The sequence below is a fragment of the Paenibacillus sp. NPDC058898 genome (assembly GCF_049316025.1).
GTDB lineage: Bacteria > Bacillota > Bacilli > Paenibacillales > Paenibacillaceae > Paenibacillus_AQ.
The window spans coordinates 557,154-569,555 of sequence record NZ_JBMOSM010000001.1; the positions used below are offsets into that span (position 1 = coordinate 557,154).

General features: G+C 43.6%; 12 protein-coding genes. 2 read left to right on the forward strand and 10 right to left on the reverse strand.

Translation table 11 applies throughout. From position 1 onward, the window contains the following. Positions 1-157: 157 nt before the first annotated feature. A complete protein-coding gene (locus ACOZB4_RS02405; RefSeq protein WP_379416578.1) occupies positions 158-1,081 on the reverse strand; it encodes a ketopantoate reductase family protein in 924 nt (307 codons plus the stop codon). A 148-nt stretch (positions 1,082-1,229) separates the two neighbouring features. On the opposite strand from ACOZB4_RS02405, the gene ACOZB4_RS02410 reads away from it, so the two are divergent. Beyond that, positions 1,230-1,781, forward strand: a complete 552-nt coding sequence (locus ACOZB4_RS02410) for a TetR/AcrR family transcriptional regulator (RefSeq protein ID WP_379416580.1) — start codon at positions 1,230-1,232, stop codon at positions 1,779-1,781. A 297-nt stretch (positions 1,782-2,078) separates the two neighbouring features. On the opposite strand, the gene ACOZB4_RS02415 is transcribed toward ACOZB4_RS02410, so the two are convergent. Both ACOZB4_RS02415 and ACOZB4_RS02420 read right to left on the reverse strand, forming a co-directional pair. Beyond that, positions 2,079-2,447 (reverse strand): VOC family protein, encoded by a 369-nt coding sequence (locus ACOZB4_RS02415; RefSeq protein WP_339264818.1) that lies wholly within the window; start codon positions 2,445-2,447, stop codon positions 2,079-2,081. A gap of 661 nt (positions 2,448-3,108) precedes the next feature. Beyond that, entirely contained in the window at positions 3,109-3,315 is a 207-nt protein-coding gene (locus ACOZB4_RS02420; protein WP_379416583.1) for a hypothetical protein, read from the reverse strand. Positions 3,316-3,459: 144 nt separating this feature from the next. Here ACOZB4_RS02420 and ACOZB4_RS02425 point away from each other — a divergent pair, with 144 nt between their 5' ends. Beyond that, positions 3,460-4,053, forward strand: a complete 594-nt coding sequence (locus ACOZB4_RS02425) for a TetR/AcrR family transcriptional regulator (RefSeq protein ID WP_339289958.1) — start codon at positions 3,460-3,462, stop codon at positions 4,051-4,053. Positions 4,054-4,472: 419 nt separating this feature from the next. Here ACOZB4_RS02425 and ACOZB4_RS02430 read toward each other — a convergent pair whose 3' ends face one another. From ACOZB4_RS02430 to ACOZB4_RS02460, 7 genes are all read right to left on the reverse strand, one after another. Further along, positions 4,473-5,048 (reverse strand): dihydrofolate reductase family protein, encoded by a 576-nt coding sequence (locus tag ACOZB4_RS02430; RefSeq protein ID WP_339289960.1) that lies wholly within the window; start codon positions 5,046-5,048, stop codon positions 4,473-4,475. 348 nt (positions 5,049-5,396) lie between these two features. Further along, entirely contained in the window at positions 5,397-5,606 is a 210-nt protein-coding gene (locus ACOZB4_RS02435) for a hypothetical protein (RefSeq protein ID WP_339264826.1), read from the reverse strand. A 647-nt stretch (positions 5,607-6,253) separates the two neighbouring features. Then, the gene (locus ACOZB4_RS02440) at positions 6,254-7,177 is read right to left on the reverse strand and encodes an alpha/beta hydrolase (protein ID WP_379415249.1); all 924 of its coding nucleotides are present in this window, start codon (positions 7,175-7,177) and stop codon (positions 6,254-6,256) included. 362 nt (positions 7,178-7,539) lie between these two features. Next, positions 7,540-8,133, reverse strand: coding sequence for a chloramphenicol phosphotransferase CPT family protein (locus ACOZB4_RS02445; protein ID WP_379415259.1), 594 nt, complete (start codon positions 8,131-8,133; stop codon positions 7,540-7,542). A 659-nt stretch (positions 8,134-8,792) separates the two neighbouring features. Beyond that, positions 8,793-9,197 carry a VOC family protein gene (locus ACOZB4_RS02450; protein WP_379415246.1) on the reverse strand — a complete coding sequence of 135 codons (405 nt, stop codon included), beginning with the start codon at positions 9,195-9,197 and terminating at the stop codon, positions 8,793-8,795. 793 nt (positions 9,198-9,990) lie between these two features. Beyond that, positions 9,991-11,001 (reverse strand): SGNH/GDSL hydrolase family protein, encoded by a 1,011-nt coding sequence (locus ACOZB4_RS02455; RefSeq protein WP_379415244.1) that lies wholly within the window; start codon positions 10,999-11,001, stop codon positions 9,991-9,993. Then, positions 10,998-12,374: an FAD-dependent oxidoreductase gene (locus ACOZB4_RS02460; protein ID WP_379415242.1), complete on the reverse strand. Its 1,377-nt coding sequence runs from the start codon at positions 12,372-12,374 to the stop codon at positions 10,998-11,000. The genes ACOZB4_RS02455 and ACOZB4_RS02460 overlap by 4 nt, the downstream gene beginning before the upstream one ends. Positions 12,375-12,402: the final 28 nt, after the last annotated feature.

Consider the following 12,402-nt stretch of genomic DNA (forward strand, 5'->3'; position numbering starts at 1 on the left):
TTTCGAACTGGCAAATACTTCTTTAACAGAAATCCATTCCTTATCTTCCGTTTCATGATAAATAGCTTCTAATGGAGTCGGAAAAGATCTTTGATTATCTCCATATAAATAATATTTCGATTTTCATATGAACTACCATAATATTTTAACAAAAAAATTACTGAACATGTATTTCCGATTTGATATTATTTTGACTTAAAAATTTCATTAAATCATTACTCAGCTGCACAATCTCATTGTTAGCATTATTCGCATAATCCGGCAACATCATATCGCTAACCATTTTAGTTCCTAGCCATGTCATAAAGAAAAGATCCAAAAATAAGTTTGGAAATTTAAGCACCATTTTAAGCATGGGTGGATCAATTGAAACGCCAGCTTTTTGTATTGCCTTTAGATACGCTTTTAAAGTGACTGTTATTTTGCGTGCCGTCTTTCTGGTTCTGGCTGTTTTTTTGTCAATTATCTTATTTTCAGAATGCAAAACGCTCAACATAGCAATGTCTGATACGGAATGTGTGATTAGATACGCTTGCATATCCTTTTTAATAACGTAGGGAAGCTTTGCTGTTTTAAATAATTTTGCGAGGTTTTCTATGCGTTCTGCCACTACACCATTAATTTCTCCAAATGCCGTTGCCGCTATAATCTTTGGTAGAAATCGAGGATGCAATACTCCATCTTTAATCTGTCCGCCGAAGCCGGGAAAAGCCGGTAAAAGTCTATCCCCTACGATATCCAGCCACGAAGAAAATCCAATTGAATTACTAGTCATCGTAACTATATTTTTGCTTTGATTATCTTTTAGTGCTAACAACGCTGATTCGGACCGATCATAACGAACGGTAACGAAAATAAAATCGTATACATCGTCATTTTCAAGCGTATCAATGACATTCACTTGTATCGATCTAACTGTACCTTTTTCTTTATATTGCAGGCCATTTTCTCTTAATGATTTAAATCTATTAGAATGTGCAAACAGGGTAACGTCAAACCCTGCTTCAATAAGTTTAATTGCGTACATGCTCCCGATGACACCTGCACCAAAAATTAAAATTCTATCTTGTTTTGCTGACATTAAAACCACCCCTACTTATTAACTTTTCCTTTTGATTATCAGACAACATGTTGTATGATGTGATCATAAATCTTTATTATTCCTTGATCAACCATCAGTTTTTTATTATTTGTCGGATGATATTCTTATTCGCTAGTAGGAGGGAAACATGAAAAAGCAACCCCAAATAACGGAGAAAACAAGACAAAAGTTTGTAAAAGTTTTTTGTGAGTTATACAGCCAAAAGCCGATTGAGCAAATTTCGGTTCAGGAAATTGCGAATAAGTCAGGATATAACCGCAGCACCTTTTATCAATACTTTACTGACATTTACGAATTGTTAGACTCTGTTGAAAATGACTTATTGAATGACATAAAAAAAGAATTGGCGAATAAAGAGCTATCGATGCATATGGTTCAAGATACGCTCTATTGTCTGGACAAAAGAGAACATCTCCTGGTTCTTAGTGCCCTTTTGGGCGATTATGGAAGTGCCCGTTTTTTAAAACGCTTAAAAAAAGAAATCACTTTGGATCAATTAGAATTAAACGTTCCGCAAAACCATTCCTTAACGCCATACTTAATTGAGTTTTACCTGACAACTTCCCTTTCTTTATTCCGTCTTTGGCTCCAGCGTCAAAAGGATTTATCGTCAGAAGAATTTTTCAAGTTAGTGGAGAACCTATATACAAGAGGGATTACGCCCTATTTTAAAGAATGAGTCTGTCATTCAAACCAAATCCATATGTTGTATAACAATACGATAGCATTGAAGACGCATATGTTCGTGAACCTGTTGATAAAACAAAATAGCATAACCAGGAAGAAGTGTTGCTGATAGCTTGACAATTCGTCAATATGAAAAAACTCCCCACACAGTAACAGGATTTATTATTTCTCCTGTCTACCGTATGGGGAGAATACAACTTTTAGGAATAAGGTCTTAATGTTGTAATAACATTTGGCTCACTGTGACAGAAGAAGTTATCACTATTGTTAAGCTAGATATACTATTGGTTTAGGCTTTACTGTGAAGGGTAACTAGGTAACCGTCTGGGTCGGCAAATGTAAAAGTTCGTCCGAATGGTCCATCTATTGGTGAGGATGTAATCTTTACGCCTGCTGCAATAAGCTTGTCGTGGATTTCTTGCGTATTGGGGGCATGAAGCCACAGAGCGACACCAAGTCCAGGCTGATTACCTGAACCGAGTTCTGTTTCAGGCAACAGGTCACGAAGAGCAAATGCAATAGGCTTTGTTTCAAAGACTACAGCATGAGGTGGCCCTGCCTGTGAGCGAACCAGTCCAAGATAGTTTTGATAGAATTCTGCAGAGCTTTCAAGATTACTCACTTGAAGTGAAATGAAGTCGGGTCCAATTGCTGACATAATGTTAATGTCCTCCTTTGTTATATGGGGTTGTTATGTTGTAATACTGACTTGAGTAAAAAACAATCACAGATAGATTTGGATACTTCTCCAGGGATCCTTTCAAGGAAACCGCCAATACAATGCACATGTCAATGGAAGCTCTTTGTAACTATACGGCATGACTATAACGCACGATTCGTGTCTAGAGCTTTTGTCTCAAAAGCCAGAGCTCTCTACTCATAACTCGCTCGTAGGTTATCCGCCATCGCCTCGAGATAAGCATCGGCGATCCATTCGTTTCATTATAGAGTCATGTAAATAACCTCACTCTCACTTTGGATGTCTTGATTATACAAGCCCCCTACTGCCAACAGTATGTCAGTAGTCCCATAGATGAGTTAGAAGATAAAATTAAGTTTCTGGTGATGGATGTGTTATTTTGTTTACGAGTCCCTCCATTTAATTCTGCCTATTAGCTTAATGAATTAACGGCCGTTAATTTATTAAATATATATCTAATCGGTAACCTCGGCTTATGTTCTTGTCCATTCCGGCAATCGGTACAAGAACTTGTACCGATAAAACAAAAAAGCCGCTAAAAATTGCGGCTCTCAATGGGACCATGTTCTTGTCCCTCGACAGGCCATCCTTTTCAGGATGGCCCCTTCTGTCTTGAAACCTAATCTCTGCCGGTCAACAGTCGTCTTCCTAACTGCAGTCGGGCTTCAAGTTCGATCCTGTTTTTGCAATCTTCGCAGTAATGCATTCCTTTGAAATTTCGTTTCACACGGTCGTAAGCTTGAGTCCCCTCAATGACATAAAACTCTCTTCTGCAACTATTACAGGTGGAACGAAAACGAAAAACTCCATCGATTTCTTCTTGCATTGAATCCCCTCCCGTCAATCAAGTCAAAGCCCAGTACTATTGACGTTATAACTGCGATGCGATATAACTGAATAAATTCTAAATAACACACTGTATTAATTATTTTAATGCAGTGTGCTAAATAAGACAAGGGGGCGTTTACCGTTGCCGAAAGTCGTGGACCACGCTCAAAAGAGAAAACTAATCGCCGAATCAGCATGGAATATCATTGAGGAAAAAGGGGTTGAACATGCGTCAATCCGTGCCGTTGCAGCTGCAGCAGGGTTGTCACCCGGCGCATTGCGGCATTATTTTTCAACACAGGACGAACTGTTGCTATTTATCGTAGACTATTATTTGACAAGAGGAGTTGCCAGAGCGGAAGAGCGCCTGGAAATAAGCCCTATTCCGATGAAGGCTGCGAGGGAAATTCTGTTACAACTGCTTCCTTTGGATGAGGAAAAACGAACTGCCGTCGGCGTTTGGTGGATCTTCGCCATCCGATCCCTCACGAGTTTGGCATTACAAGCTAAAAAAGACGAGCTCACGGACGGACTCCACTACCTGACTAAAGCTGTCCTTGAAATTCTAGCTAAGGCGAAGCTTCTCCCCTCTTCAGTGGACATTCAACTCGAAACATTAAGATTGGCCTCGATTGTCGAAGGCTTGACGATACTCGCATTGCTCCGCCCGGAGCTATACACACCGGAGACCGTTGAGCAGATCATCACCCGCCATCTTCAGGAGCTATGCTCGTAAGCTACGGATGGATGAACACATAGACGATTCCCGAAAAAAACGTGCCGTTACTTATGGTACGATACTCCGTGTTTTGATCTTCAATTAATCTGCCCGTTAGCTTAATGAAATTGCATGGAAACATAGTTAGATATTTATCTAATCGGTAATCGGCGGACTATGTTCTTGTCCTTTACGGCAATCGGACCAAGTTCTTGTCCTTGGCTTGGGATAAGAACTTGGTCCGATAAAATAAAAAAGCCGCTAAAATAGCGACTTTCTATGGGATTATGTTTTAGTCCCCCAACAGATTCAGTTCAATAGCAAGTTGTGATTGGCAATAGATATCGAAAAAGTTAGCCGGCTTTGGAGTCGGCTAACTTCAACGTCTTCATTGAGATATCGTATCCCGTTAGCGTAATCTACTTTTGGAGACAAGGTCATCTAACCGTCTGGTAAACGAGGCCTAAGGCTCCAGAATCAAATGTCTTGTTTTCGATAAGTTTAAGATCGATCTTCTCCTTGAGACCTTGGAATAACGGCAACCCGCTGCCGATCAGGACGGGAGAAACCGTAATTTTATACTCATCTATTAAATCAAGCTGCATAAGGTAGTGTGCGAACCTAGGACTGCCGAGGATGACCATATCCTTGCCTGGCTGCTGTTTGAGGTTCTTGATCTCTTCCTCGACATCTTCTTTCACCAGTCTGGAATTGTTCCATTCGACTTTCTCCAGCGTCGTGGAAAAAACGATTTTGGCTGTCTTTTCGATCCACTCGGCATGATTCCTTTCATGCTGCGAGGCTGATGGGTTCGAAGGCACAGATGGCCAGTAACTGTGCATCATCTGATAAGTCCCACGTCCCCAAATTACAGTGTCGGCAGTACTTAGAATTTCTTTCGCGTGCTTCTCCAAATCAGCATCGTAAGAAACCCAGCCAATGTCCATTTCACCGTTCGGCCCTTCTACAAAACCGTCAAGCGATGCGTGCAAAAATAGAACAAGTTTTCTCATTTTCAGTTCTCCTTTGTTCATAGAGATATCTACATTAACTATATTATAGGACATTTCAGCTTGGTTGTTTCTTATGGATTGCTAATCACAAATGGAGTATTTTAGTCTGGATTGCGTTCCCGTTAGCTAAATGAAATTGCATGGAAACATAGTTAGATGCTTATCTAATCGGTAATCGGCTCATGTTCTTGTCCATTACGGCAATCGGTACAAGTTCTTGTCCTTGGCTCGGGACAAAAACTTGTACCGTAAAAACAAAAAAAGCCGCTAATAGCGACTTTCAAAGGGAACATCTACTTTTCCCCTGGCACATGTACGTACCGGTTCCGGTCATTTGTAACACTCCCTTCACTCTTTCTTTTTTTTGAAGAAATCGAACTTGATCACATAATCAAAGAGAGAGGTGATTGCAACAGATCCAAGTGGAATCATTGCGTATGCCCAAGGCGGATTATTTGGAGCTTCACCAGGCGGTGCATCTATTAAAATCTCAAAAAGAACGACACAGTAAATTACGGCCAATACAATACCTGTTACGTTCCTATCTTTTTTACGCATAGCTATTTTTCACCTCCCTTAAACATGAACAACCACTGAAAATAAATCCTCTTATGAAAATTAAAAATAATTATATTGCTTTAATCTGTATTTAAACCATTTTCAAGCAACAATATGAGTTGGCCATGCCACGAGCATTCCTCCAAATCCATATGGGTAACTATTCCACAATTTATTTTAACACGAAATTGAATTCTACTGCCCGTTGCTCCGCCCCCTCCCACGCGATGCGGCAGTCGCCGGATTATCGCCGTTTAAGACGGCAAAGTCGTCAGAAATCTGAATCCAACAGGCGGCGCTTGGCGGAGGTATATTCATCCATGTCAGGACAAGAACTTGTACCGATAAAACAAAAAAAGCCGCTAATAGCGACTCTCAATGGGACTATGTTCTTGTCCCCCGACAGTAAGGAAGTTAGATTTGTTCTGTGAGCTCTTAAACCAGTTTTCTATAAAACTGCGACTGTTACAACCTAAAGGTGCATATTTTTACAACAGCAGCCGCAAGTAGTTGGCTGCTGTTATTGTAAGGTGCGTTGTATTCAAGTCAATTAAATCAACTTGATGATTTTGTTGAACGTAGGATACAAGAGAAAATGCCGACCAACACGGACGCCTCAGATTAAACACCCTCATTTTGAGTTTACTTTAATTAAATTCCTTTTTCACAAAGTCAATGAGCTTGGACTTTAATGCATCACCGCGCTCTCCCTTATGGTACATATCTGTTCCGTGATAACCACTCTCATCCACAATTAGCTCTTTATCAGTTGCTCCGGATGCTTGAAATAATTTGCGCACTTCTTTTTCAATTGAGCCTCCATAATCACCAGGTGAAAAAACAAACAAGGATGGTGCTTTAATCTTTTCGACACTTGGTGTTGCATCATGGGGCCCACATTGTGCAGGAGAAGAAAGAATAATGAGCCCCTCAATAGGCAGCTCTTGACGAACGCCTGCAATGATTGCTGTACTACCGCCACATGATGCTCCTGCCAAAAACACTTTTTGTGCACCCAATCGTTTGAGTTCGCTTAAGGCTGCATCTGCATCACGATCTATATTCTGATTATCCTCTGGAGAATTCTGTGAGGCACCGTGATTACGATATTCAGGAATAACAACCAGATATCCACTATCAGCCAGTTCAGTTCCCATGTCAAGAAAAGAGCAAATGCTATAGCCTTGCTCGTGTGCAAGCAGCACTCCTTTATTTCCGCTACCAAGCACAAGTGCTGACAGATACACCCCATCACTGGTTGTCAATGTAGTTGCTTTATCACGTAACTCATCTGGAACACAACTATTCACAAGATGCCCGTTAGAAGAACTCGCCGTTCGATCCGGCCAGGCAGGATCATACTCAACTGGTGGGTTTGTTGGTATGTTCGTCACTTCGGCAAGTGGTGTTTCATTCCCGGTCTCAGTTGTGGGGGATGTATTTTGAGGTGGATTAGTTGAAAAATGGTCTTCATTTGACGATACAGGCATTTTTTCGGAGCATCCTGTAATTGTTACTAACAAAATGAGCAAGACGAGTACCATTTTTGTTTCTTTAAAAGATACGATCATAGATTTTCCATACCTCCAACTTTCACTGAATTTACAACAGAGTGTTCTATTATTAGCTTTTTTTCTTCATTTTTTGTACCTCCGTGTACTTCGATTTTTCTTCTCCAAAACAATACGAAAATCAATTTTTAATTTCATATATTTATTAATATAGTCCAGAGATATCATCATTTATTGAACAAATTGTCAACAAATTGTCTCCGAGTTTCAATCAGTTAGATACTTATCTAATATGTATTTTCGATCATCAAATAATAAGTTCTAAAACCTCCCCGGATTATTCAATGAAACAAAACAACCCCCAAACAAATGATTTGATTGGGGGTTGTTTTGAATATGGTGTTATCTGATGGATACGCCATCTAGGAAACACTAACATTTCTTTTATGTAAGTTCTTAAATACCGAGTATTCCTTATTGGACTTAATATAACTTAATATCTTATCGGCACATTCTGTTGGGTTCATCTCTTCGGTATTTACTTCGAGGTCATATTCATCAAAGCAATATACTTTGCTAAACTGTGAAGCTGCTAGTCCAATCTGTCTATCTCCTCTTGTTTGCTCTCTTCTTATGAGTTCTTCTTTCGAGCATTTTACACCTATAAATAACGTAGGCTGATCGAAAAATTGATCAAGAAACTCATTAAACCTCTTGTCATTGTCGATTACGGTATCTACTATTACATTAAAACCCATTTCTGATAACAATTTAATTGTCGAATGGTACACTGAGAATATGGAATCATCAAGTATTTGTGAGACAACCTGATGATCTATTTCTCTTGCAGGTTCATCTGGAAATTTATTATTAATAAAATCATTGTAATTATTAAAAAAATCATCAATTGATAAATGATAAAAAAGAATCTCTTTCTGATTTATCAGTTCAGTCGATATAGAGGTCTTTCCGGAACTTGAAGTTCCATTTAGATAAACTAATATCCCTTTCTTCAATTTAATCATCCCTTCAAAAAATAATCATTTCGTATCTTTCAGATAACGTTATATTCACAAATTTCATATAATTACCCAACTCAGAAAATATTCGAGAAACGATTGAAATATCCTGCCAGTTAGTTCATCGAGCTGCCGAAGAAGCACGGCTACCTCTCTTTTTCTCCCGTTGTACCGTTTCTTGTACCGTTACTTCAGTTATTGGAACTTTTCAAACTCGTTTTTAACCAGTGCTGATTTTGGATGACAAGAACATTTATACTTTGCCGTCTTCGTTGCAACTTCGCTTAATTACCGATCTGTCTTTGGTTCGGGACAAGAACTGTTCCGATAAAACAAAAAAGCCGCTAAAATAGCGACTTTCTTTGGGAGCATTCTTGTCCCTCGACAGGATCCCATAACTGCTTGTTTAATCGTTAAAACACAAAAGTCCGCAGTTGCGCGGCTTTTAAGCGTGTATGTTTTTGTCGTCTTAAACCAGTTTTCTATAAAACTGCGACTGTTACAACCTAAATGGTGCATATTTCTACAACAGAAGCCGCAAGTAATTGGCTGCTGTTGTTGTAAGGTGCGTTGTATTCAGGTCGATTAAATCAACTTGATGATTTTGTTGAACGTCAATTATTCTGTGGGATGGTGTTCGGTTATGTCCCCAAGAGTCACCTCCTACCGCTGAACCGTTGGATCGCTTCCTCGGTCACCGGCTGGAAAAGGTTAATGAGGTTGCCGTCGGGATCACGGAACAACACAGCACGGTTTCCCCACGGCATCGTGGTCGGTTCCTTTACCCACTCGTCGACAAACGGTTTCAAGCGCTCGTATTCGGCATCGACATCGTGGACGCGGAACTCGAGGATGACAGTGCGATTGTCGGCCGCCACAGCGGAACCAACGCCGAACAGCGGCACCGTCTGGGAGTGACCGATCGCCAGGGTACACGATGGCACAACGAATTCCGCAAAGGCAGCCGCGGGACGTTCCGCCGAAACACCCATGACTTTCTCATAGAACTCAACAAGACGATCCACATCGTCGGTAATGATACGTACAGAAGCAAAATTCATAATACCATCCTTCCTATAATAAATGATACAGTACTATATCCTTTTTTGGGCAAGAACAAGCTCTCCACCCCAATATGTTTACTTAATCGATAATAAAATAACGCTACTGACAACGGTATGTCAGTAGCGTTTTAACATTTTCGGGCATTCTCTATGCTAATGTTGATTCCCCCCGTTGTCGCATGCACCTGTTTTCGATATGGGCCCCAATTCATACCTGCAGACCGTTCTCTTTCAGACGTTAGGTCATTGATTGCCATTCCGCTTGTCGCTGCCATCTCTGACTCTCTAGTATGAATATTTTTACTCATAAATGAATAGATCCAGGATTACATTTGAACTGCAATCATATGCATATCCTGCGTGGTATGCTCATGAGGTGATCATAGAAGAAAAACCGCCTTTGATTATACGGCTGGATTGTGTGTATTCCTCTATTGTCTCCCGTTAGAACTCCTAAAAATATGGTAATTGAACAAAAACGAGCGCCTCGGTACGATGGGGTTACGCACGAGGTCATAGCCTCAAAAAGCCCATCAGGAGGTCGCTCTACTATAAAGCAAGGCACAAGACAAGCAAGATCAACTGTTTGAAAACATTACCGTTCATCATCTCGTCGTTGGCTTAGATATCGCTTAGGAGGTTCATGTGGTCGTGCAGTCAGCTTTAGAGGTATTGCTGGGACGAGGAGCTCAACTTAAGTTGACAAAATTGACGTCCGCTCTATTGTTTCTATTCTGGCGTCATAAGGTCTTGAGGCGTTCCCATTGGTCGTAGCAAATATAGTAGAAATTCATCCCTGCACGTTTCTTTGCACTGCCCGTAACGTAATTTCATGAAGATCACGGAAACGCCAGCCTAGCAGCTCATACCCCTCGGCACCAGGGTGCAGGCCATCCGTCAGAAAGGCTTCATCCTCCGGGCCAAGCCAGTTCAAGCCATCTTGATAGAACAACTGGCGATCGCCCCGAGCCCTTAGCAGCTCCACGGTCTCACGGATGAGCTCACGCATCATAGGCAGGGTGAAGCCCAGCGAATTGAGCTGCGTTTCGCGGAGAGTGCCATAAATCGGAGAAATGACAAGCAGCGGGGTGTCCCTATGTTTGTCGCGTATCGTCTCCAGCAGACCAATCAGCAGCGGCTTGAACATACGTGGGCTTAAGGTGCCCCCTCCATAGATGTTCACCCCCGCACAAATGGAGATGAAATCGGCCGGCAAGTCGCGAATCAGCCGTCCGATCATCGGTTCCATATGGCAGTTGCCCGAGAAGCCAAGATTGGTCAAGCTGAAGCCTGCGGCTTCAGCGGCAATGGCAGGCCAAGCACGGGAGGGGCTGGAAGCCCCGACGCACTGGGTAATGGAACTGCCATACGTAATCCAGCGGGGCCGGGTGTCCGGCAGCGGGACTCCGATAGCTTGAGCCCCAATCCTCAGGCCGGTTACGGTCATTCCTATATTTTGCGGAAGCCAAATCTCCATATCCTTGGTTCCGTCCCCAAGTCCGCTGAACAAGGCTTCTGTCGCTCCGGCGGGTAGGCTGATCGTCTCGCATAATTCTCCTCCTGCCACGCAATCCATGGCGGCATTATCCGCAAGCGGTGCAAAAGATACTGCCACCTCGGTGGAGTCCGTGCGCAGCCGCAGGCGAATACCGGCACATATCTCGGCTTTGCCATCGATTCCCGCAGGTGGATACAGTTCGTAATCCATGTAAGGAATACGCCAGGGCTTGAATCCATTATCCCTGCGCTCGAGCGACACGGCACCGTGAAACCACTCATCCGTTAAGGGAAGCTGCTTCACGGCGATTTCCCTCCCTTCTGCTTCTCAGCCGGAATGAAATCTTCTCCCAGCCATACATCCTGCTCCAGCAGCCGCTGCTGAAGCTCGACTATGGAAATGCCGCGCGAGACGGTGCCGTCCCGCAGCGCCAATGCAGCCGCCGTTCCCGAGGCCTGGCCCATGGAGAAGCAGTTCGGCATGACCCGCAGGGAGCCTTGCACTGCTCGATCCGAAGATACACATCGACCGGCAACCCAAAGGTTGTCGATGCCAATCGGCAACATGATCCGGTATGGGACGCCGTGTGAAACCCCTGGCGGAAGGTGGTTAAAAGTCATTTCGCTTTTGCTGTTGGCGAGATGAATATCGATGTAATATGCGTTGCGGGCAATGTCATCCGGGAAGGAGCGCGCAGCAATGAAATCATCGACCGTCAGGATATAGTCCCCTTCGATACGCCTAGTCTCACGGATGCCGAGCTGCTCCCCGCTCGTCACCATATGAGCGTGCTCAAAACCCGGCACGTAGCGGCGGAAGAACTGCAGCTGGCGTTCCGCCGTGCGGCGCCCTTCAATCGCCCCCCGCGTCAAATCCTCGGCAAGGGTGCCATCAACGCCGAATACATGGCCGAAGTTGACGCCAACCAAATAGTCGCTGACCCAAGCAAGGCCGGAGATCGACTTGCGGCCCTCCGGCAGCGCGCCGTCCACGATCGCCAGCTCCACCGTCTTGTGCAGTTGGCCCGTATCCCCGCTCTCCTCCAGGTACTGTTTGAACCTTTGACGGTCTACATTCGCAAGCAAATAGCACATGCTGCCAGGCTGAAGTTCGCCCGCTTCCCCGCCCTTCTGAAAAGGAACTCCCGCCAGTGCGGCAATATCCCCATCTCCCGAGCAATCGATAATATACCGGCAGGGAATGAAAGATCGTCCTGTCTTGTTTACGACAACGACACCCTCAACCTTCCGGCGGTCCTCAGACCGGACAACTTCGTAAACAAAGGTGTGATACAGCGGCGTCACACCGCTTTCCAGAATGGCATCATCATAAACCCGCTTCAGCACTTCGGGATCGATCGGCACCCAATCCAGCATCTCTTGATATTCCTCGCGGTACTGGGGATCGCATGCCTGCTTCATTCGTTCCATCAGCTCAAGGCCGAGACCGCGGATAATCGGCTTCCGCTTATCCGTAAAGGGACAGAAAGCCGGAACGAGCGCAACCGTACCCATACCGCCAAGGAAGCCTCTCTGCTCCACCAGCATCGTTTGCGCTCCCCCTTTCGCAGCGGCAATGGCCGCGGCGATTCCTGAAGCTCCTCCGCCGATCACCAGCACATCCACTTCGCGGGCAACCGGAATGCTGACGGATGGCAACGTAATATGTCCTTTCATAGAAACCTCTCCATTCTGTATAGCTTTA